Annotated in this window: 19 protein-coding genes; 11 read left to right on the top strand and 8 right to left on the bottom strand. The window is 65.1% G+C overall.

The genetic code is table 11. The features are described 5' to 3' along the window. Nucleotides 1–260 precede the first annotated feature (260 nt). The 3 genes from AOM45_RS03610 to AOM45_RS03600 all read left to right on the top strand — a co-directional run bounded on the left by AOM45_RS03610 (nt 261) and on the right by AOM45_RS03600 (nt 3,410). A complete protein-coding gene (locus AOM45_RS03610; RefSeq protein ID WP_156094008.1) occupies nt 261–1,385 on the top strand; it encodes a hypothetical protein in 1,125 nt (374 codons plus the stop codon). 36 nt (nt 1,386–1,421) lie between these two features. After that, complete coding sequence (locus AOM45_RS49125; RefSeq protein WP_081902325.1) at nt 1,422–2,816, top strand: NucA/NucB deoxyribonuclease domain-containing protein; 1,395 nt, start codon at nt 1,422–1,424, stop codon at nt 2,814–2,816. A 114-nt stretch (nt 2,817–2,930) separates the two neighbouring features. Beyond that, nucleotides 2,931–3,410, top strand: a complete 480-nt coding sequence (locus tag AOM45_RS03600) for a hypothetical protein (RefSeq protein ID WP_156094011.1) — start codon at nt 2,931–2,933, stop codon at nt 3,408–3,410. A 398-nt stretch (nt 3,411–3,808) separates the two neighbouring features. Here AOM45_RS03600 and AOM45_RS03595 read toward each other — a convergent pair whose 3' ends face one another. Further along, nucleotides 3,809–5,212, bottom strand: coding sequence for a helix-turn-helix domain-containing protein (locus AOM45_RS03595; protein ID WP_030469418.1), 1,404 nt, complete (start codon nt 5,210–5,212; stop codon nt 3,809–3,811). 465 nt (nt 5,213–5,677) lie between these two features. Here AOM45_RS03595 and AOM45_RS03585 point away from each other — a divergent pair, with 465 nt between their 5' ends. The 5 genes from AOM45_RS03585 to AOM45_RS03565 all read left to right on the top strand — a co-directional run bounded on the left by AOM45_RS03585 (nt 5,678) and on the right by AOM45_RS03565 (nt 9,438). Beyond that, nucleotides 5,678–5,983, top strand: a complete 306-nt coding sequence (locus AOM45_RS03585) for a hypothetical protein (protein ID WP_156094013.1) — start codon at nt 5,678–5,680, stop codon at nt 5,981–5,983. Between the two features lie 68 nt (nt 5,984–6,051). Continuing rightward, nucleotides 6,052–6,570: a hypothetical protein gene (locus AOM45_RS50520; RefSeq protein ID WP_156094015.1), complete on the top strand. Its 519-nt coding sequence runs from the start codon at nt 6,052–6,054 to the stop codon at nt 6,568–6,570. 104 nt (nt 6,571–6,674) lie between these two features. After that, nucleotides 6,675–7,730, top strand: a complete 1,056-nt coding sequence (locus tag AOM45_RS03575) for a Gfo/Idh/MocA family protein (protein WP_035911355.1) — start codon at nt 6,675–6,677, stop codon at nt 7,728–7,730. Further along, nucleotides 7,727–8,986, top strand: coding sequence for a DegT/DnrJ/EryC1/StrS family aminotransferase (locus AOM45_RS03570; RefSeq protein WP_030469423.1), 1,260 nt, complete (start codon nt 7,727–7,729; stop codon nt 8,984–8,986). Before AOM45_RS03575 ends, AOM45_RS03570 begins: the two co-directional genes overlap by 4 nt. 2 nt (nt 8,987–8,988) lie before the next feature. Then, entirely contained in the window at nt 8,989–9,438 is a 450-nt protein-coding gene (locus tag AOM45_RS03565; protein ID WP_030469424.1) for an NUDIX domain-containing protein, read from the top strand. A 45-nt stretch (nt 9,439–9,483) separates the two neighbouring features. Here AOM45_RS03565 and AOM45_RS50515 read toward each other — a convergent pair whose 3' ends face one another. The 7 genes from AOM45_RS50515 to ssd all read right to left on the bottom strand — a co-directional run bounded on the left by AOM45_RS50515 (nt 9,484) and on the right by ssd (nt 16,290). Next, nucleotides 9,484–9,663 (bottom strand): hypothetical protein, encoded by a 180-nt coding sequence (locus tag AOM45_RS50515; RefSeq protein ID WP_156094017.1) that lies wholly within the window; start codon nt 9,661–9,663, stop codon nt 9,484–9,486. 529 nt (nt 9,664–10,192) lie between these two features. Beyond that, nucleotides 10,193–10,546, bottom strand: a complete 354-nt coding sequence (locus AOM45_RS53710; RefSeq protein ID WP_369406682.1) for a helix-turn-helix transcriptional regulator — start codon at nt 10,544–10,546, stop codon at nt 10,193–10,195. A 218-nt stretch (nt 10,547–10,764) separates the two neighbouring features. Further along, a complete protein-coding gene (locus tag AOM45_RS03560; protein ID WP_030469425.1) occupies nt 10,765–11,124 on the bottom strand; it encodes a hypothetical protein in 360 nt (119 codons plus the stop codon). A 686-nt stretch (nt 11,125–11,810) separates the two neighbouring features. Further along, nucleotides 11,811–12,338: a type II secretion system F family protein gene (locus AOM45_RS03555; protein WP_030469426.1), complete on the bottom strand. Its 528-nt coding sequence runs from the start codon at nt 12,336–12,338 to the stop codon at nt 11,811–11,813. Continuing rightward, nucleotides 12,335–13,102, bottom strand: a complete 768-nt coding sequence (locus AOM45_RS03550; RefSeq protein ID WP_059362202.1) for a type II secretion system F family protein — start codon at nt 13,100–13,102, stop codon at nt 12,335–12,337. The genes AOM45_RS03555 and AOM45_RS03550 overlap by 4 nt, the downstream gene beginning before the upstream one ends. Then, nucleotides 13,099–14,211, bottom strand: coding sequence for a TadA family conjugal transfer-associated ATPase (locus AOM45_RS03545; protein ID WP_030469428.1), 1,113 nt, complete (start codon nt 14,209–14,211; stop codon nt 13,099–13,101). The genes AOM45_RS03550 and AOM45_RS03545 overlap by 4 nt, the downstream gene beginning before the upstream one ends. A 1,044-nt stretch (nt 14,212–15,255) precedes the next feature. Beyond that, entirely contained in the window at nt 15,256–16,290 is a 1,035-nt protein-coding gene (gene ssd, locus AOM45_RS03540; protein WP_030469429.1) for a septum site-determining protein Ssd, read from the bottom strand. A gap of 436 nt (nt 16,291–16,726) precedes the next feature. Between ssd and AOM45_RS03535 the strand changes: the two genes are divergently transcribed. The 3 genes from AOM45_RS03535 (at nt 16,727) to AOM45_RS03525 (ending at nt 21,002) form a co-directional block, all read left to right on the top strand. Continuing rightward, on the top strand, nt 16,727–17,521 hold the full coding sequence (locus AOM45_RS03535; RefSeq protein WP_051783973.1) for an HAD-IB family hydrolase: 795 nt from the start codon (nt 16,727–16,729) through the stop codon (nt 17,519–17,521). Nucleotides 17,522–18,147: 626 nt separating this feature from the next. After that, the gene (locus tag AOM45_RS03530) at nt 18,148–19,800 is read left to right on the top strand and encodes a glycoside hydrolase family 3 protein (RefSeq protein ID WP_051783993.1); all 1,653 of its coding nucleotides are present in this window, start codon (nt 18,148–18,150) and stop codon (nt 19,798–19,800) included. After that, nucleotides 19,797–21,002, top strand: a complete 1,206-nt coding sequence (locus AOM45_RS03525) for an exo-beta-N-acetylmuramidase NamZ family protein (protein ID WP_156094021.1) — start codon at nt 19,797–19,799, stop codon at nt 21,000–21,002. Before AOM45_RS03530 ends, AOM45_RS03525 begins: the two co-directional genes overlap by 4 nt. Nucleotides 21,003–21,006: the final 4 nt, after the last annotated feature.

The following is a 21,006-nucleotide window of genomic DNA, read 5'->3' as shown; positions in this document are numbered from 1 at the left end:
TGCGGCTAATCAGGTGATTGCTGAATCCACCTCACATAAGTCCGCTCAATGCCGCTACGTTCATCGGCGGCGCCTTGGGGAGGGTACGCCGATGGAGGGGGCACGATGGTTCACGTATGCGCACTGGGAACCGACGCACTCAGTAGGCTCGAAACCAGTAGCGGCTAGTCGACAAGTGCAGCTCACATAACCATCACAGCTGCGCGCGAGCAGGCCATCAATATTTTAGTATCGCCAATCTCGCCGTCGCACACGCGTGCGTGTTCACATTCCATTCGTCGATCGAATCCCAGTTGCGCCTGCGCTTTGCAATCGCACTCATTGGGGAAAACATGAGATTGAGATCATCGACCGCACGGCGGTACCAGAAGGTCGCAGCGGTCTTCCTATTTGCGTCCAGCATGGTCATTTTTGCGCCGAGTTCATCGGCCGCTCCCATACCTCAACCCGCTGGCGAAGCAATGGGGGCATTTGACAGCGGATCCTTCTTGTCTGCCGCTCACGCCTACGATGTGACCGGAGACAACTGGCCAGACCTGGTGACCCGCAACGCAACAAATGGCGAGCTTTCTGTCCACGTCCATTCGGGCGCCTTCAGCGGTACCTCCACGTATCTGCCTCCACTCGTCACCGGCACAGGGTGGAACATCTTCAACTGGATCGGCATCGGCAACTTCGTCGACTCACCTGCGAAGGATGGAACCGAAGAAGCCGAGAAGGAAAGCTATCTCGGCGACATTATTGGCCGAAAGCCCGACGGCACGCTGTGGCTGTACCCCCATACCGGCACTTTCAACGGGGCCGCTACGTGGACCGGGCCGTATCAGGTCGGCAGTGGATACCAGGAAGCCTACCGCTTGTGGCCTACCGACGCGGATAACGATGGCTACGACGATCTCCTTTGGTTAAGCAAGAGCGCAGGACTAAAATTTCAGGCGAACACTCGTTCGTTGAATGGCGTCAACACCTTCGGGCCTCAGATTCAGGCGGGACCGCGCACTCAAGGCCCCAGCCTCAGCAACACCGACTTCTGGTTCTTAACGAACTGGTATTCAGACATGCCCGACTTTGGCGTCATGGGTACTGGCGATCTCCAGTTGAACTACTACGCGAACAGTCACGGCCAAGTTTCCGAAAATACTTGGCCGTGGGGCACGTTGATGCGCCGGTTCGACAACGCTCCGGACGTGTTCGCATACGACCGACGGTTAGGGGCTGCAGCCGATGTCACCGGTGATGGCACCGACGACATCGTGGTTGTCAAGCGCAACGGCGAGCTCTGGGTTTTCAAGGTACGAACCCCTAAGCAAGGCGCCAGTCAAAACACCCTAGAGCCCGGCGTTCGCCTCAGTTCAAATTGGCAAAACTACGACATCGTCACCTGAGGCCGCCAAAATCGCCATCATCCTGCGAAGGTGAACATGAAACGCTCAAAGCTTAGAACCTCACTGCTCATGCTCGCATTTGCCGCGAGTGTGGTGCTCACTGATGTTGCTGCCGCATCACCCGCACCGGCGTCAGCCGCTCAACCTCAGGCACCCGTTCTGCCCACCGGCGTTCAAACCGGCGACGCTCCTGCCACCCTTACGATGGGGCCTTCAGATAAGCCGCCTACGACCCTTGAGTCCGAACTCGACAAGTTGGTCGAACGCGCACCAAAGGGCGAAGCTCTCTATAACCCGGCTTACGACAAGCGGTTTGTGATCGTCAACGACCCCAAGCAATACAACGAGAAGACTGGAGAATACCTCCCTGCCTCGGCCATCGGCTACGAGGAGTGCGAAGGCCAGGCGGGTGATAACGGGTGGTGGTTCAAGGACAAGTTCAATATGTGTTCAACGAGTGTCGTTGCCGTTCGACACATGGAGCTAGTCAATGGCGTCTATGTTCAGATCGGCACTTCATATTTCGATGTGACCATGATCGCCACGAGCACACCGGCGACGCAGGACATCGAGTTCGGCTTTCGAATGCGCTTCAAGGATCTTGATGGACGCTCCAACGAAGGCCTCATTTCATTGAACCTTGGCTGCAACAATGCCGACCCGCTGCGCACCAGCACTTGCTCTGCCGACTCACATACGCCCGCAGTGGGTGTCGGCTTCACGGTCCAGCAGTGGAAAACCACTTACAACGGATTCCCGTTTGGCTTTACCGTTCGTACGTCCACTACCGCGGTGCCACAAGACAAGTACAAGGCAGAACTGCGCGGGTACTTCGCCTACGGCTTCGTTCTCACCGGCGCTTCGACAGGCGCGCCGCCAAACTCAGTCACGTTGAAAAGCACCCCCTTGCGCTGCGATTCCGCCTCTTACGTGTACGACGTCAACGGGAAGTGCGTTTTCCATGCCGCACTATCATCTCTTCAGATGAGTGCGTCTCATGCTGACATGGGCGAGTCGGCATCGTTTATTCGCGACGCCCAGGCAGGAGGTCCACGGATCGCACCTCCTGGGGGAAAGCCAGTTCCTGGAGCATACCAAGGAACCCCCTTGACCCGGCTCTACAAGGACTACGACGACGGCAAGCTGATCAAAGCATCCCGCCGAAAGATCAAACGCACATGCAAGGAGTTTTTCACCAGCAACTACACCAAGCACCCGACCAACTCAAACATTAAAATGGAATGCGACGAGTATCCATTTGCGACCACCTACCAAAACTCCGCCGCAGTCAAGCCCGACTCGATCTGGGGATACGCTGTCCGCCCTGTCTCAAGAGAGCACAACGGCGCGGCGGGCCGGTATTACGGAGCTTGGATGAGTCGTGACCGAATCCTCGACGGTGACCCGTTCTATGTGATCATCACGCCGTAAGGCTGGTTGCTTTTTAGCGCCCTCGCTGTGTGGGTGGTCGTGCGGCCCTTCGCGATCACCCACACAGGCACTTGATAGAACTTCACGCTTGCCTGCAGGCCTACACTGCTAGATATGACTGGCGCACCGTCTGCTCCTCTTTCGGCCGTTGATGACACAGTGGATGTGGAGTACGGGCAGTTTTGCCTACAAGACATGGCACGCATGCACGCCGCAGCCGAAGTTCCGGTACCTCCAGGAGGCAACTGGTTGCTAGCCGGTGGGCGCGGTGGCGTGCTGTTCCAAAGCGCCGAGAGCGACCATTCTCCTGCGATCCGAGTTGAGCTGTGGGCAACTCAGCCACCGGCTCGTGACGAGCCGTTCGACGCCACCGCTGACGCCACCTTCTCGACTGACGGCACAGAGTTGCGGCTGTGGTCGATCACCGCGGCCATGGGCGATGAAACCCTTGTCCTACCTGCGGCTGGAACATACAACGTGCGGGCCTACGTAAGCGGCCAAGCCGAGATCCAGGCCGCTGAAGCGGCTGAACCAGCCAGCTTCGCTGAAGGCCTGGAGCAGTGGCTCATCCAGATATGGCCAGCTGAGAAGTAGCACGCCACTTACTCCGCGTCAGTGCTCGCAGCAGGCGGTTCAGGCGCGGCCGGATTCTGCCGTCGCCGCAATGCCCATAGCGCAGAGACGACGAGACCCAAGCCAACCGCGCCGACGATCACTGCGACAGGGTCCGCTCCCTGTCGAACTTCGATTCGAGGGGAGTAACGCTGCCTGCATTCGTCAGTTGTCATCCCGTCAGGGCACTCGATCGGAACCAAGATCCCCGGCCTGGTAGAGGGGCTCAAGGGGGGTGCGGACGGCTGATTCAGGAAGATGATCAGCCCGGCCACGCAGAGAAAGAACCCGACTATGCCCACGGATCGGATCAAGTCGCGTGACACGTCATCCTCCGATCATCGGCTGCGAGCGTGAGCTGACCACACATGCATCGCGACTTACGGTGCCAGCACTGCACCATGAAGCTCCTTCACTGCCGGGCGGTTCTGCCACGGCGCCAACACCTCGACAACCCGCTCCAACTCCCGATGCGTGCGCTGCGAACTGGAGTTGCTAGCGCGCTTCGCCGACTCGATGCCCGTCCTCGCGGCTTCATCCGGTTCGCCGGCGAGCGCCAAGGAAGCGGACATCCAGGAGAGGAAGAAGCCGTAGTCGCGCGGCGAGAAGCTGTTCTCGGTGAGCGCCTCGCTGTAGAGGTCGACGCTCCGCCGTGGTTTCCCAGCTTCCGCGAGGCAGACGGCTGTCTGCATGGTGAGCAGCGTGTCGTTGTAGTGCGCACCGAGCGAGCAGTCTTCAGCCTGGCTGACGCTCAGGAGCTGCCGAGCTTCACCGAGCTTCCGCTCCACTGAGTCGAGCGAAGCGCCGAGCATGGCTTCGGCGCGCGCTTCTTGTTGTGCTGCCTCGGCTTGCACCCTGAGCGGTAGACGCCATGCACCACCGCGTACGGCCTGTGTCAGGTCGAGCATTCGGTGCGGATCGCGCTCGTCGTAGGCGAGCTGCGCTTTCTTGAGCAGCACGTAGCCCTGCATGGCAGTGTCTCCAACTACCTGGGCCCACTCGATCGCGCGGTCATGCCAGTACAAGGCTCGGGTGAGATCTCCGGCATCCCGGTACAACCAGCCAGCGAACTCTCCGCACTCGGCCCCGAGCGAGAGCAGCTGGTGGCGCACACCTGGCTGCACTTCGCGTGCCGCTTCCTCAATCGCTCCAAGGATGCCGAGCACGATCGGGAGCGGCGGCGTCCGCTTCGCTTCTGAACCACCATCGCTCGACTTGCAACTCGCCAGCTGCTCCCGCAGTCGCTGCACCAGATCGGTGTCGAGGTAGCGGCGGGCATCTTCCATCGCCGCGGCGATGTGGTGGTGTGCTTGTTCGTCCAGCGCGGGAAGCGCAGAGGCAAGAACGCTGAAGCGCAGCAGCGAACGGCGGCTGAGTTGGCTCATCGCATCCTCTCGGCTCGGCGTAGCGAGGGTGGGAAACCCGCTTCCTGCAAGGGCCTTCGGATCGACCGGCAACAGAACCGGCTTGCCGTCAACGAGAACCGGAAGCATCACTGCACCAGGCGGCACCGTGGTGACCTCCGGCGAAACGAGTTCGCCCTCGACCACCGACGCCTCGTGCTTGACGGTAGCCGTCAGCAGCTCATCGAGTCCTTCAAGTGTGATCTGAAGACAACGAGCCAGCTTGGCTCGGATCCACGGTTGAGGCCCCTTGACGAAATCGCCGGTGTCCCAACGGCGCACGGTGCGTACGTCGATGCCGAGGCGCTCGGCCAGGGCCTCCTGGGAGAAGCCCATCGTCTCGCGCCTTCTGGCGAACGGACTTTGGTTTTCGTCCACCATCGCCCCTCTCCCCTTGCGCCAGGCCTCCCATTTGGCCAGGTCATCGCCCCGGCGTCCGGTTCATGTCCGGAAACCGTCGATCCTTGCGCCCTGTGTTTGGCCCGTTACGACCGGTTTGGTGAGAGTACGGCCACACCCGGTCGGACGGCAACGGCGGCAGGAGAGGGCATGACCAGGCAAAACACCGTGACGCCAAGCGGCGCCCTCGATCCACTCCCCGCGCTCGATCACCTCAGCGAAATTGCGATCGCAGTGTTCGAGACGCATCTAAGCCACGCGGAGCGCTGCGTCGGGTGCGGAACGAGCTGGCCATGTGAGCAAGTGGTGTTGGCGCACCACAACCTGGCGGTGCTCTAAGCGATGCACCCCGCGAACCGGCAGGATCGGCGATGCTGTGCACCCCCCGACGCCCATCGCCGATCCTGCCACCCACCAGTAGCTCGGCCGCTGCTCGGCTACATCCGCGTGCGACCGGGAACCTCCGATATCCGCATCGAGGCGCTGCGCCGCACGATGGCAGCGTTCGCCAGTCTCGAAGGCTTTGTGATCACGCGTTTCCTGGTGGACAGGCACTTCGAGCACACCACGGCCTTTGCTGAGCTTCTCGCAGCAGTGACGGACGGCGAGGCTCTTCATGTTCTGGTGCCAGCGCTCCACCACTTTGGGCACGCCGAGGGCGTGCAGCTCGCCATGAAGGAATTGCTGGAGTCGAAGAACGGCACCCGCGTCCTGGTGCTGTTTCCGGAGCTCGGCGCGGGAGTCAGGCCATGACTCTTCTACAGGCTCCCAAGCAAGCTGCCGTGGTACCGCATCTTCCTCAGCCCCGCGGTGAGGTTCGCGTGTACGAACTTGAGCTCGTGGCCGTGCCGAGCGCCATCACGTGTGCTCGGCTCCTGGTGGGATACGCCGCCCACAAGTGGCAGCTTGCTCGCTCGTGTGAGAAGGAGCTTGGCGACGTCGCGGATGCACTCGTTCAGCAAGCCATCTTGGCCGAGAGCGGTGAGCCGGAAGTTCTGAACTACCTGGCCTTCCGTCTGCGCCTGGTTCCGCGAGCCGTCGTCGTTGAGGTCTGGGACTCCCACACGGAAGCACCACGCTCACTTCCGGCCAGCACCGCCGACGATGGTGGCTACGACTTTCCAGGCCGAGGCCGCCGCGTGATGTGGTGCGCCGTGCGCACCACCCTGATGCAAGAAGGGTCTGCGCTCAACGCCCCGGCCGGCATCCCGCGGCGGGAGCGGCTTCAAGGACCTGTTTGCGCCAGCGTTGCTCTGCAAGACCAGCAGCTGCTCCAGCGCGTCCTTAATGGACTGAGGACGCTCGACTCCAACGAGGAGCCTTCTTCGTCGGGTTCTTGAAGACCACGGAACCACACCAAACCTGAGCCACCGCCGTGCCAGCTCCTCAGGAGCAGGTGCGGCGTTGATCAGCACTGATCTAACAGAGGAGGGAGTCGCAGCTTATGACCGAACTGGCACAGCTGCCGCTCACGCGCCCGCGTGGGCTTCAAGTAGTCGAGCGAACCGCCAAGCTTCGAGCCGGAGTGGTCGGGCTCGGCAAGCAGGCGTGTGAAGATCACATTCCAGGCCTGCTCGGCTCGGACGCCGCAGAACTGGTCGCGATCTGCGACTCAAGCAGCGAGGTTCTTCGGGAGCAGCAGCAGAGGCTGGAGGTGCCGGGCTACACCGACGCCGAAGCGATGTTCGCGGCCGAGCTCCTCGACCTCGTCGTGGTGTGCGTGCCGCATAGCGAAGGACGCCGCATCGTCGAACTGGCCGCACGGCACGGCATCCACGTGCTGAAGGAAAAGCCGTTCGCCACCTCGGTCGATGAAGCCAAGCGGCTGGCGGAAGCCTGCAAGAAGGCTGACATCCGCCTGATGGTGACGCTGCAGCGCCGCTTCAACCCGATCTACACCAGCTTCCCGCAACTGGCAGACCAGATCGGCACGCCGATGATGGTGAACGCGGCGTACACGATGCACACCACCGACCCGTCAGAAGGATGGCGCGGCCGCTCAGAGCAGGCAGGCGGCGGTTGCATCATCGACATGGGCTACCACCTGGTCGACACGTTGCTGTGGTACTTCGGCCTGCCGGATCGGCTGCTGGCCGATATCTCTACAAGGGCCCGGCTGGATCGCAGTTACGACACCGAAGACACCGCCCTCATCCACTTCAGCTACGACAGCGGGCTGTACGGCTCCTTACTGCTCTCGCGCTTCATCGGGCCGAAGGCCGAGGAGATCCGCCTGATCGGGAACAAGGGCATCGTCCATCTCGAACGCGGCCGGATTCGCCGGCTGACCAACGGTGGCGACGTGGTGGAGTCACTCTGCCGTGAGCAGGCCTGGCCCTCGGCCGCGGTGAGCCAGATCAACCACTTCTGCCGGGTCATCGAGGGCATGCGGGAGAACGTCAGCGGCCCCAGCGAAAACCTCGCCCATCTGGCCTTCATCCAGAGCTGTTACGAGTCCGCGCGCTCGCGGGCCCACGTCAACCCGAAGGAGCTGCTGTGAACTCGCCCTTGGCACTGCTTGGCGGAGAACCGGTCATCCGCCAGCCTGGTCCGCACTTCAGCTGGCCCCCGATCACGGAGCAGAGCAAAAAGGCGGTGGTCGAGCAGCTCGGCGAGAACATCTCCATCTACGACCGCTCCGGCGTAGTTGCGGAGCTGGAGGACGCGCTGGCCGACTACTTCGGCGTGAAGCACGCCGTCTCGATGAGCTCCGGCACAGCAGCACTGCACGCGGCCTACGCCGCCAGCATCATCGAGCCCGGTGACGAGGTGATCGTGCCCGCGTACACCTTCTTCGCCACCGCCACGCCGCTGCTCCACCTCGGCGCGATTCCCGTGCTGGCTGACTCCGACGAGACCGGCAACATCTCCGTGACGGAGGTGGCTCGGAAGATCACGCCGAACACAGTCGCCATCGTGGCGACGCACATGTGGGGCATCCCGGCCAACGTGCCTGCTCTGCGAGCACTGGCCAACGAACACCACCTGGTGCTACTCGAGGACGGCTCCCACGCGCACGGGGCGAGCCTCGATGGGCAGAAGGTTGGCGGCTTCGGTCGTGCGGCCGCGTTCTCGATGAACGGGCCGAAGCCGCTCTCGGCAGGCGAGGGCGGCTTCGTGCTCACCAACGATGACGAGGTGTACTACCGGACCCTGATGTTCGGCCACTACAACAAGCGGTGCCGCAGCGAGATACCGAGCGGTCATGAACTGCACCGCTTCGCCGTGACCGGGATGGGGCTGAAGTTCCGCATCCACCCGCTTGCCGCCGCCTTTGCGCTCGACCAGCTCGCGCACCTCGACGAGTACCTCGCCGGCCGCGCCGAGATCGCCAAGCTGATGTGCGACGAGCTGCGAGAGGTTCCCGGCGTCTCGGTGCCGCAGCTGCCGAACAAGCACCAGGCCTCTTGGTACGGCTTGCCGCTCGCCTACGTTCCGGATGAACTTGATGGTCTTCCAGTCGAGCGCTTCCACCAGGCGCTGCTGGCTGAGGGACTCAAGGAGGTCGACCGGCCAGGCTCAACCTGTCCCCTCAACCAGCTACCACTTTTCCAGTGCCCTGCAGCCCTGTTCCCGCAACAGCGGGAGTTCGCGGCGATCCACTACCAGCCAGGTGACTTCCCGGTGGCTGAGGTGGTTCACCAGCACACCCTGAAGCTTCCGGTCTGGCACCGGGAGGAAGATGTGCCGCTCGCGCGTGCCTACGTGGACGGCATCAAGAAGGTGGCCCTACACCACCACGACCTCAAGGGATGAAGATGATCGACTCTGGGCTGCTTGATCAGCTCGTGGAAGATGCCGACCTCGATGGCGTCGCGCAGCTCGTGGTGGGCGCCGTGGTTGAGGATGATGGCAAGGTGCTGCTGCTCAAGCGTCCCGCGGACGACTTTATGGGCGGCATCTTCGAACTGCCGAGCGGCAAGGTCGAGGCTGGCGAGGATCTGAAGTCCGCGCTCGTGCGCGAGGTGGAGGAGGAAACGGGACTCCAAGTCGCCGTGGCCACGGCGTACCTCGGTAGCTTCGACTACCTCTCCGGGAGCGGGAAGAAGAGCAGGCAGTTCAACTTCGTGGTGGCGGTCGAGGCGACGGAGCCTGTGGTACTGCAGGAGCACGACGAGTTCCAGTGGGCGCCAATCGAAGAGGAGCTGCCGGTGACTGACGCGGTGAAGAAGGTGTTCGAAGCGTATCGGGAGCTGCAGGCGAACTGAAAGCTCCCACGCGGTGGTGCCCCTGCGCAGGTTCAGGGGCACCACTTACGGATGCCAGCTGATGGCTACACGAATGTGCGGAATTACGTCGACAAGAAGCCACACGATGAGGCCGCCCGTGATGGAGTAGAACAGGGCGCCCTGGCGCGACACCGGATCAAGAAAGCGATCACGCCAGGAGCGTTGGGACGCGGGAGGCTTAGAAGGAGCCTCGTCACTGCTCATGCCGACTCCTTCTTGGCGTCGGTGCGGACAGTGTATGCGTAGCGAGGCATAGCCAGAACTTGGCGAACCACCCACCAGCGACGACGTAGACGACCGTCTATATCACTGAGGTAAGCTCGGTTCTCCTCAAGCCAATCATCGCGCTCTTGGCCAGGGAGAAGTCTTGCGGCGCAAGTGAGCGCAAGTGAGCGCTGACCTGGTGACACCGTAACACCATCACGCCAAAAGCTTCCCCAGCCTTGAAACATGCGGTACCAGAATTGCGAAATAAGGTTACGGTTAACCGCCTCATTGCTTCGAGGGCTAGGCGAACTCGCTCCGTCCACCCAGTGCATCGACGTGTAGTCCATAGCTCCAGAGGCAGAGTCGGATGAGAAGACTCTCGGCACGATCGAACGGAATTCGTCACGACCGCTAGATACTGTGGCACGCACGAAACGGTTGATTGAATCTACAACCCACTCGGAAACCTGCCATAAACGCCTTAACCGCCCGTCACCAGACCCCACACCTTCACCGTCCGGCGTCATCAAAAGCCACCCGCCAAACCAGGGCGCAAGGCGTGTGCACCTTTGAGGGACCCTTCGGCTGCGACCCGGACAAGGGCGGCAGGAGCCGCCTGGGCACCTTGGGCAGAGAGTTTGAAGTACCGCCGCCGTGGACGACCTTCAGCCTCGGCAACCTCGTCCTGCTCCCAGTACCGCTCAACCCAGCCCGCCTGCCGTAGACGTTCAAGCGCAGGGAACAAGGTGCCGTTTGGAAGCCCCGTGATCTTGGATAGCTCCAGGCCGTACAAGCCGCGCGTCAGCACTTCGTGCCGCCGCCCCTCCCCGGTGCGACGCCCAAGAAGTACGTGTAGCAACTCCTGGGTGTGCGCCGTCATCTTCGGCTCTGCCATGACCCAGAATCTACCTAAGTAGATGCCCTGCTGTCTACCTAGGTAGAAACCAAGCCGGAAGCGGCCGTCCAGGTCCGCTCAATGCCGCAGTCGACGTGCACCAAACGGCGGGCAGCCGAACGAGTGATGCCCCCGGTGCACCAACGTGACACGGTTGTGTGCTCAATGAAATCCTGCTGATCAACCACCATGACCGGAGGCTGTCATTGCTTCGGCCGACCACGCCTTCCACGTTCCCTGTCGCGCCTACCCTGCCCGCGACGACGCTTCTTTGGCGGGGGCTTGTTCTTCAGCTCCAGACTACGAGTGTCGTCCTTCGACGGCTCCTCGGACACCTCGGGTTTGTCCAGCACAATGCGCGCCTGGCTGTCCGTCAACTTCTTCGAAGACAACCCCACCATCGCGCACAGCCGGAGGATGAGGTCCTTGAGATTTTCGCTCTCGATGATCTTTTCTAGCAAGCGCAGGCTGCCTGAGATGAGCAGCCAGAGCGTGCCGAAGACGAGGATCGCCCACCAAGGGGCACCGTACTCAGCGACGCTCAAGCAGGCGTTGCCGCCCATAGCGAGGGACTCCTACGACTCAGGTAGGGAGCACCCTCAGCGCTTTACGCGGCGAATGCTCCCCAGGATTGATTGGCCTGGGTCAGGTAGAAGCTTGGGCCTCGCGTGACATGCGGGGATGCAACAACATCAGCCAGCATGGAGCGCTGAAGCGGAGTGGCAGGCTGGACGAGTCGCCGCACGACGAGTTGAGCCACCTGCATCAGCAAGACACTAAGCAGACGAAGCAGCGTTCGCTGCTGAGCACTCATTTCCCAAGATGCGCGCCAGATCTTTACCCACTCGCTCAACCACACAGAGGGCGCCAGCAATGAGCCCGAGAAGGAATCGCTCTCGGTCGGGCTCGTACGGCCAGCCTGAGGCGCGGTCACGTGGCAAGTGTCTCATGAGCGCATGCGAGGGCGTCAATGATGCCCTTAACCCCTACAGTTGTTGATCTTGCCGCGCAGCCCCGAGAAACATCCTGGAGCAGGGCAATGCCGCTCGGCCCGCACCCCGTCTCCGCAGCTCCGGGACCTGCCACCCGTGGAGCGACGCACACGGCGATCCACACGGCTATTTGATCATGAAAACACCCATCCCCGCTGGTAGACTGACGGTGTCCCGGGGATGCATAGCCACACAGTTGACTACTCCACGGTGCTCATGCCGCTGTCGTCCTTGAGCAGTTCCATCTCTCGTCTCCTTCAGGTGAGGAATTGACCGGCGAGCCCCAGCACCACCGGAACGACGCCGAGGCAGAGGAACGCCGGCAGAAAACACAGCGCGAGTGGCGCGGCCACGGCGACTGCGGCCTTCTGCGCCTTCGCCTCCGCCCGGTCAGCCGCGTCGGCCCTGGTCCGCTCGGCGAGCTCGGCGGCCTGCCCGGCGAGCGCCGCCCCGGACCGCGCGGTCCTCCTGGCGGCCCTCGCGAGCTTCGCCGTGGCGGGCAACTCCAGCGCGGGCGCCCACGCCGTGACCGGGTCGGCCCCGAGCCGCAGGAGCTCGGCAACCCGACTCAGCTCTTCGATGCCGACCGCCTGGATCGCCGTGGGCACCGGCAGCCCGGCCCGCAGGCAGGCGGCCAGCAGGTCCCACGCGGCGGCCCGTTCGAACGGATCGTCGCTCTTCTTGGTGGCAGGCGGCGGATCGTGTGCTCGGGGCCTCAACCGTGCGATCGCTCGTGGCGACACCGGTAGCGCGAGAACCGCCAACGCGAGGAGGAGGAACGTCACGGCTCCACCTCCGTGATCCGCTTCGTCCACCACAGCCCACCGGCGAGGAACAGGGCGCCGAGGACCAGCAGAACCTGCCCCGCCGTCGTGCCGACGAGGACGTGCAACGGCCTGGCACCGCTGAGCTCACCGAGCAACACCCCGAACACCGGCAGCCCGGCCAGCACCGCCGCACTGGCCCGCGGCCCGGCCATGCGCGCGTGCACCTGCCGCGCAAAAGCCGCCCGCTGGTCAAGGTCGCGCCGGGTGGCGTCCAGAACGTCGGCCAGCGCCACCCCGTGCTTCGCCGACACGCGCCACGCCCTGGCCAGCTGCTCCACCGCCGGCTTCAGCAACGGCTGACGCAACTCGCGCAACGTCCGCTCCACGTCACCACCCAGCCGCGCCGTGGCCGCAGCGGCCTTCAACACCTCCGCCGCCGGAGCAGGTGTGTCCTGCGCAGCACCTTCGGCCGCCGCCGCGGGATGGGCCCCGGCACGCAGCTCGTCGATCACGCCGCCCAGCCCGTTGCTGAGCGCTTCAGTCGCCTCTCGGAGGGCCTTGTTCCGCTTGCCGTGCCTGAGGATCCGGTAGATCGCGGTCGTGAGCACGGCCCCAGCGACCAGTCCGCCGATGCCGGCCGCCAGGTACGTGACGACGACCGCCGCTGCCAGCCAGATGTACGGCGGCACAACGATTTCTCGCTTGTCGGCGGGCCTGAGCCTGCGGAGTGGCTTGAGCTGGGGCCAGGCGATGAGTGCCGTTGCCAGCAGCAGGAGGCTCACCACAGCAGCTCCTTCTGTTGCCAGCCGTCCTTTCGCGTCCAGACAGGACGAACTTCAAGCGTCTTCCCGTTGCGGACGAACGCCCCGATCTCGTTGAGGTAGCGCGAGTTGCCGTCACGGCGCATGTGCAACACCAGCCGTACCGCAGCAGCAACTTGACTGTGCAACGCCTGCTGGTCGAGCCCGCCCAACGCCCCCAACGCTTCGAGCCTCGCCGGCACCTCGGCAGGAGAGTTGGCGTGCAGCGTCCCGGCGCCACCTTCGTGCCCGGTGTTGAGGGACATGAGCAGTTCGCGAACCTCCGCACCCCGCACCTCACCGACAACGATCCGGTCTGGCCGCATCCGCAACGCCTCCCGCACGAGGTTCCTGACGGTGATCTCGCCGGCTCCCTCGACGTTCGCGGGCCGCGCCAGCAACCGCACGAACTGCGGGTGGTCGGGGTGCAGCTCACCGGCGTCCTCGACGCACACGACCCGTTCGGTGTGCGGGACACACGCGATCAGCGCCGACAACAACGACGTCTTCCCCGACCCGGTGCCGCCGATCACCAGGAACGCCAGGCGTTTGCGGACGATCTGGTCGAGCACGTCGGCGATCTCGGCGTCGAACGTTCCGAGCCGCTGCAACGCTTTCAGGTCGTGAGTGGCCGGGCGGAGGACTCTCAACGACAAGCACGTGCTGTGGGCGATGGGCGGCAGAACGGCGTGCAGCCTGACCCCGCTGCTGGGCAACCACCCGTCGACGCACGGCGAGGCGTCGTCGAGGCGACGCCCGGCGGCCACCGCGAGACGTTGGGCGAGGCGGCGGACCGCGTCCTCGTCGGGGAAGGTGACCGCGGTGCGGTGCAGGCCGTTGGGGCCGTCGACCCAGACCTGGTCCGGTGCGGTGACGAGGACGTCGGTGGTGCCGGGGTCGGCCAAGAGCGGGTCCAGGGGGCCGGTGCCGCTGAACTCTTGGCGGAGGACCTGGAGCGCTTCCAGGACGTCTGAGTCGGCCAGGACGCCGCCGGCTTCTGAGCGGACTGCGTGGGCTACTACTGCGGCGGTCATTTCGATGTCGGCGCCTGCCAGGCGGTGGCGGACTCGGTCGATCAGGGCGGCGGTCATGGTGCGGCCTCTGGGGTGGGTTGGCGGGGTGCGGGCTTGGCGTCGGGTTCGCGTGGTCGGGGGGATGCGGACGGGTGATGTCGCTGGCTTTGGGTGAGCGGGACTGCAGTCGCGACGCGGATTCCGGATGGGCGTGGGTGATCCGGACTGCGGTCACGGCACGCCCTCCACGTGGTGCGGATGAGCGGGACTGCAGTCACACAGCGGATTCCGGGTCGGCGAGGGTGACCAGGTCTGCGGTCATGGCGCCGACTCCGAGCTGGTGCGGGCGGCGGTCATGACGCGCCTACCGGTGGGCGCGAACAATTCAGACTGCGGTCACGGCACGACTCCAGGTGGACGTGGGTGATCCGGACTGCCGTCATGGCACGGATTCCGGGTGTGCGCGAGCGGCTCAGTGGCAGTTGTGTCGTGCCCTCCGGATGAGGCGGGCGCGGGTGGTCATGTCGCCGGCTCCGGGTGGCGTTGGGTGGTCAGGGCGGCGGGTCGGTCGTGGTTCGGGTGGCGGGCGTGGCGGCCTCGGGGGATTTCCCGGCCGGTGGCTCGGAGCCAGGTTTCGTGGCACCAGGCGAGGAAGCGGGTCATTTCGGGGGCTCCCTGAAGATGTACGGAGGTGGGGTGGGGCGGCCGTAGTGGATGAGGTTGAGCAACATCCGGCACCAGATTCGGAGGCGGGTCACGGCTGGTTCCTTTCGCTCGCAGGAAATTTGGGCAGGCAGGCGGGGCCGGCCGCCCGGAGGGGGCGGGCTGCTCGGCTCGGTGAACTCGGGAGTGCGGCTGGGCGTCGCAGCCAGACACGTTGGGTGGAAAGGGCTGTTTGGGATTAGCCGCGCGAACAGTCGGGTCGGGCGGACAGGCTCGAAGGCGGCGCTGCGGCGGGTCGGGTGGACAGCGCCACGCGGTGGGCGAGCGGACCTGGTGGCGAGCTGGGCGGGGCTGGTTGCGGTTAGGTGGGCAGGTCGTGGTGTTGGGCGATGTTGTTGTTGCGCAAAGGCTTCCGGTGGCTGAGCCGAGTAGCGGCGGCGTGCGTGGCGTGGTGTGCGGTCATGGGCGGAGTTCTTTCAGGACCAGGCGGGCTGCTGTGGCCAGTGGGCCCTTGGGGTTGCGCGGGAAGCGGCCGCGTTCCAGTGCCTCGGGCAGGCCCGGTTCCGGGCGCATCTGGGTCAGGAGGGGGACACCGATGACGTCGGCCATTTCGGTGGCTTGGAGGTTGCCCGGGGACGGGCCTCGGACCACCAGGCGGATGGTTCGGCCCTGGGTCAGCAGGTGGGTGGCCAGTCTGGTGGCGGCTGCTGTGGCTCGGACTTCGGCTGGGACGACCAGGATGGTCAGGTCTGTGCGGTCGAGGGCTGCCGACGCTGCTGCCGTGGGGTGGCGGGGGAGGTCGCAGACCACGGTGTTGCCGGCTCGGCGGCCTGCGTCCAGGACTGCTGCCACCGCTGCTGGTTCTGGGTCTGGGCCTGCTCTGTCGCAGGCCAGGACGCTCAGGCTGCCGGAGGTGGGGAGGGCCGCTCGCAGGGCCGACATCGGGACTCGGCCGCCTGTGCAGTGCACGCCTGGCCAGCGGGCTCCCTCTTCGGACTCGGTGCCCAGGGCCAGGTCCAGGCCGCCGCCCAGCGGGTCGCAGTCGACGAGCATCGCTTCGCCTCCGGCCACCACGGCCTCGCGGCCGCAGGCCACGGCCAGGATCGAGGCTCCTGCGCCGCCTCTGCCGCCCACGAAGGAGACCACGCGGCCGCGGTCTGACGGTGGACCTTCGCCGAGGTCGCTGAGAGCGCTCACCAGGGAGCGGCCCTCGGTGGGCAGTTCCAGGACGGCGTCGGCGCCCAGGGCCACGGCTGGTGCCCACGGCGGGTCGCCGCCGTGGATCACGAGCACGCCCGCGCGGCGGGGGAAGCCCGCGTCCAGGCACGCGGACACCGACGGCGGGTCGAGCAGGACCAAGGGGGCGGTGTGCCACTGGGCGCGCAGGGACGTCACGTCCGGGGCGCAGGTGAGCTGGCAGTCGGCCGCTGCCGCCACGCGGAGGACCTCGTCCAGCAGGGTGTCGTCGGTCAGGAGGGCGATGGGGTGGGTCATGGGGTCCACCGTCGACTGTCGTGATGAACGACACAACGGGGAGTGATCCAGATGTGGACAAATCGGCGGGTGTGGACAAGTCGCGATCTTGAGAGCCCTTGGACACCGGCACTGTCGGGGGTGTGTGCGACTCTGAGGGGTTGCCGGGAAAGGGCGGCAGAGGTCCAGTCGAGGCCACGGGGAAACGGGCTCTGGATATGGGACGACCCCCGCCAGGGGGGAGGGACGGGGGTCGTCAATGGTTCAGTCCCGGGGGGTCGGACTGAACCCGTCCGTCGAACCGGACTCTCCTACTGTATCCCCCTGCGCCAGTCCTGCGCGCAACTTCGGCAACTGCTACGGAGCAAGTTTCGGTAACCGTGGCGCACAACGGTTTCGTACACGAACGAAATGCCGCCCGAACGGCCTACTGACGAGTACACCTAAGCTGAGGTACATGAGTCGGATCGCCGCCTTCTTCGACCTCGACAAGACCGTGATCGCGAAGTCGAGCACGCTGGCGTTCAGTCGTCCCTTCTTCCAGGAGGGTCTGATCAACCGCCGCGCGGTGCTGAAGAGCGCCTACGCGCAGTTCGTGTTCATGCTCGCCGGAGCGGACGCGGACCAGATGGACCGCATGCGCGCGCACATCACCGCGCTGGCCGCGGGCTGGGACGTCGAGCAGATCCGCAGCATCGTGAGCGAGACGCTGCACGACATCGTCGATCCACTCGTCTACAAAGAAGCGACACAGTTGATCGCCGACCACAAGGAGCAGGGCCACGACGTCGTCATCGTGAGCGCGTCCGGGGCGGAGCTCGTCGCCCCCATCGCGGAGATGATCGGCGCGGACTACAGCGTCGGCACGAAGATGGTGATCCAGAACGGCCGCTACACCGGCGACATCGACTTCTACTGCGCGGCCGACAACAAGGCCGTCGCGATCAAGCAGCTCGCCGCCGAGCACGGCTACGACCTCTCCCGGAGCTACGCCTACTCGGACAGCGTCACCGACCTGCCGATGCTGGAGGTCGTCGGCCACCCGACGGTCGTGAACCCCGACCGGGGCCTGCGCCGCATCGCGCTCGAGAAGGACTGGCCGGTGCAGCAGTTCGTCGACCCGGTGAGCCTGCGCGCCCGCATCCCCACCCCGTCGGGCAAGGCCGTCGCGGTCACGGCCATCAGCCTCGGCGCGGTCGCCGCGGCCGGCGCCGCCTGGTACGGCCTGCGGCGCAAGCGGAACCGCGACTAGTCAAGTCTGTGATGGACATACGCACCCTTCGAGACACGTACCGGCGAGTAGCGGCAACACCGCGCACACGTGGTGCCCGCGTGAGTGCACGGTGCCGCCCTGGTGGCGGTACCCGAACGCGAACAAATGCTCACAAATCCAGAAACGCCAGTACTTTCACTACTGAACGTGGCTTGAACGGTGCACCCTTCCGAGCCCTTGCTGTGACCGCCCGCACGCACTTAAATGGTGGTGCGGACCTCGGGTCGGCCAGGGACCTGGCGAAGAGAAGCCAGACTCCACCCCGGCAGGGCTCCGTGCGCGGACTTCGAGTACCCACGCGCAGCACGCCGCGGGAGGCTTGTCGTCTAGGGCCTGCGTACCGGGACGCCGGACGCCGAGGCCAGGGTTGTACGACACGAGTTGCACGCTTGGTAACTCGCAAGCCCGCGCTGAAGACGGGGCACCCTTTCGAGGGTGCCCCGTCTGCTTGTTACGGCAACAGAACCCGCCGAAAGGCAGAATGTCCGCCCGTTGACCCACCACGCTGCCGTGAGTAACTTGCGAAATACGCCAGTTACCTGTGGGAACATCACCGGGAGGCTCGGACAGTGCGGAAGTTCGCCGCGTTGACGCTGGTCACAGCAATGGTCGCCCTCACGCCGGTGGCGAGAGCGGACGCCTCTGTGACCACGCTGCGCGGGATGTCGCTGGAACAGAAGGTCGGCCAGCTCTTCGTCACGTACGTCAACGGCCAGGCCGCCGACGTCCCGCACCCCAAGAACCAGACCGACTTCGGAGTGGCCACCCCCGCGGACGTGGTGCGCAAGTACCAGCCCGGCGGTGTCATCTACTTCAACAACTCCACGCGCGACAACATCGACACCCCCAAGCAGATCGCGCAGCTCTCCAACGGCCTGCAGAAGGCCAGCCGCATCCCGCTGCTCATCTCGACCGACCAGGAGATGGGTCTCGTCACGCGCATCGGCCCGCCGGCCACGCAGCTGCCCGGCAACATGGCCCTCGGCGCCGGCCGCAGCACGCAGGACGCGGAGGAGGCCGCCCGCATCACCGCCCAGGAGCTGCGGGCGATGGGCGTCAACCAGAACTTCGCGCCGGACGCGGACATCAACTCCAACCCGGCCAACCCGATCATCGGCGTGCGCAGCTTCTCGAGCGACCCGAAGCTCGCGGCCGACATGCTCAGCGCCCAGATCCAGGGCTACGAGGGCCGCCGCTGGTTCGACCCGAACTCGGTCACCTCGACCGCCAAGCACTTCCCCGGCCACGGCGACACGTCCGAGGACAGCCACACCGCCCTGCCGGTCTCGAACCGCAGCCTCGACCAGTGGCGTCAGATCGACGCACCGCCGTTCAAGGCCGCCGTCGCCGCGAAGATCGACTCGATCATGACCGCGCACATCCAGGTGCCGCAGATCGACCCGTCCGGCAACCCGGCCACGCTCAGCCCGAAGATCATCACCGGTCTGCTGCGCGAGGAGCTGAAGTACGACGGCGTCGTCATCACCGACTCGCTGGAGATGGCCGGCGTCCGCAAGCTCCACTCCGACGCCGAGATCCCGGTGCTCGCCATCAAGGCGGGCGTCGACCAGCTGCTGATGCCGCCGAACCTGGGCCTCGCGATCGACAGCGTCGTCAAGGCCGTCCGCAGCGGTGAGATCTCCGAGCAGCGCATCGACCAGAGCGTCCTGCGCATCCTCAAGATGAAGCTCCTGCGCGGCGTCATGCTGAACGCCGAGGCCGACGAGAACAAGGTCGACCAGATCGTCGGATCGAACGGGCAACGGGCCCAGGCCATCGCCGACCGCACCATCACGGCCGTCCGCAACGACGCCCAGGCGATCCCGCTGAACGCCGCTGCCCCCCTGGTCGTCGGCACCGGTGACGCCACCACGACCCTCGCGACCAGGCTCAAGGCCGCCAAGGTCGTCACGGCGACCAGCCCCACGCCGCAGCAGATCCAACAGGCGCTGGCAGCGGCGGCGAACGCCGACAAGATCGTCGTCCTGACCAACAACCTGAGCACCAGGCCCGCGCAGCTCGACCTGCTCAACCAGCTGGTCGCCACCGGCAAACCGGTCATCGCGGCCGCCACCGGCAACCCGTACGACGTCGCGTACGGCAACGCCAAGACGTGGCTCGCCACCTACTCCACCACGACCGTTTCCATGGAAGCGCTGGCCAAGATCCTGCTCGGCGAGACCAAGCCTCAGGGCAAGCTCCCCGTCGACGTGCCCGGCCCGACCCCCTACCCGTTCGGACACGGAGTGACCTGGTGAGAAGGCGGAGCTTCCTCACTGCAAGCGCACTGTCCGTCCCCCTCGTCACCACCGGCACCGCCACCGCGGCCCCGAAGCTCGTCACCGGCGCGGAGCAGCTCGCGCGCGACGGCTGGCGCAAGCTGAAGGGCCGCAAGGTCGGCGTGCTCACGAACCCGACGGGTGTCCTCACCGACCAGACCCACATCGTCGACTCGATGGTCGCCCTCGACGCCAAACCGCTCGCCGTCTTCGGCCCCGAACACGGCTTCCGCGGCACCGCACAAGCCGGTGGCTCCGAGGGCGACTACGCGGACCCACGCACCGGTATCCCGGTGTACGACACGTACGGCGCCAACGCCGCGAAGATCCAAGCGATGTTCACGAAAGCGGGCATCGACACGCTCGTGTTCGACATCGCGGACGTAGGCGCGCGCTTCTACACGTACATCTGGACGATGTACACGGCGATGCAGGCCGCACCGAACCTCGACTTCATCGTCCTGGACCGCCCGAACCCCGTCGGTGGCACCGCGAACGGCCCGCAGCTCGACCCCGCCTACGCCACCTTCGTCGGCCTCAAGCCGATCGTGCAGCAGCACGGCATGACCGTCGGCGAACTGGCCCGTTTCTTCCGAGGCGAGTTCGACGTCAAGACGCACCTCGAAGTGGTCAACGTGAAGCACTGGCGGCGGAACGATCTCGACACCGGGCTGCCGTGGGTGCCACCGAGCCCGAACATGCCCACCCAGGACACCGCGCTGGTCTACCCCGGCACGTGCCTGTTCGAGGGCACTGTTCTCTCAGAGGGCCGCGGCACCACCCGCCCGTTCGAAACCGTGGGCGCACCGGGGATCGACTGGCGCTGGGCCGAGCAGCTCAACACCCTCAACCTCAAAGGGATCCGCTTCCGCGAGACCTACTTCTCGCCGACGTTCAACAAGTTCCAGGGCAAGACCTGCGGCGGTGTCACCCTGCACGTCACCGATCCGCACTCCTTCGACGCCATCAAGGCCGCAACAGCCATGCTGATCACCGCGAAGTCGCTGTACCCCGGTGTGTTCGCGTGGCGGCCCGACAACTGGATCGACAAGCTCAGCGGCTCCGACCGGCTGCGCAGGATGATCGACGCCGGGGCGGACCTGGCCGAGATCGTCGGCGCGTGGCAGCAGGAGCTCCAGCAGTTCCGCCGCACCCGCCTGCCCTACCTGCGCTACCGGTGAGGAC

Origin of the sequence: Lentzea aerocolonigenes (assembly GCF_000974445.1) — a bacterium.
Lineage (GTDB): Bacteria > Actinomycetota > Actinomycetes > Mycobacteriales > Pseudonocardiaceae > Lentzea > Lentzea aerocolonigenes.
The sequence above is the reverse complement of the archived record's forward strand: the minus strand, read 5'-3'. Positions and strand labels throughout refer to the sequence as shown.

Bases quoted from the DNA above. Each gene is read 5' to 3' on its own strand.
- ssd (WP_030469429.1), bottom strand. From the start codon at position 16,290: ATGACCCACCCCATCGCCCTCCTGACCGACGACACCCTGCTGGACGAG.
- AOM45_RS03535 (WP_051783973.1), top strand. From the start codon at position 16,727: ATGAGTCGGATCGCCGCCTTCTTCGACCTCGACAAGACCGTGATCGCG.
- AOM45_RS50515 (WP_156094017.1), bottom strand. From the start codon at position 9,663: ATGAGCAGTGACGAGGCTCCTTCTAAGCCTCCCGCGTCCCAACGCTCC.
- AOM45_RS03600 (WP_156094011.1), top strand. From the start codon at position 2,931: ATGACTGGCGCACCGTCTGCTCCTCTTTCGGCCGTTGATGACACAGTG.
- AOM45_RS03545 (WP_030469428.1), bottom strand. From the start codon at position 14,211: ATGACCGCCGCCCTGATCGACCGAGTCCGCCACCGCCTGGCAGGCGCC.
- AOM45_RS03560 (WP_030469425.1), bottom strand. From the start codon at position 11,124: ATGGGCGGCAACGCCTGCTTGAGCGTCGCTGAGTACGGTGCCCCTTGG.
- AOM45_RS53710 (WP_369406682.1), bottom strand. From the start codon at position 10,546: ATGACGGCGCACACCCAGGAGTTGCTACACGTACTTCTTGGGCGTCGC.
- AOM45_RS03595 (WP_030469418.1), bottom strand. From the start codon at position 5,212: ATGGTGGACGAAAACCAAAGTCCGTTCGCCAGAAGGCGCGAGACGATG.
- AOM45_RS49125 (WP_081902325.1), top strand. From the start codon at position 1,422: ATGAAACGCTCAAAGCTTAGAACCTCACTGCTCATGCTCGCATTTGCC.
- AOM45_RS03575 (WP_035911355.1), top strand. From the start codon at position 6,675: ATGACCGAACTGGCACAGCTGCCGCTCACGCGCCCGCGTGGGCTTCAA.
- AOM45_RS03530 (WP_051783993.1), top strand. From the start codon at position 18,148: ATGGTCGCCCTCACGCCGGTGGCGAGAGCGGACGCCTCTGTGACCACG.
- AOM45_RS03565 (WP_030469424.1), top strand. From the start codon at position 8,989: ATGATCGACTCTGGGCTGCTTGATCAGCTCGTGGAAGATGCCGACCTC.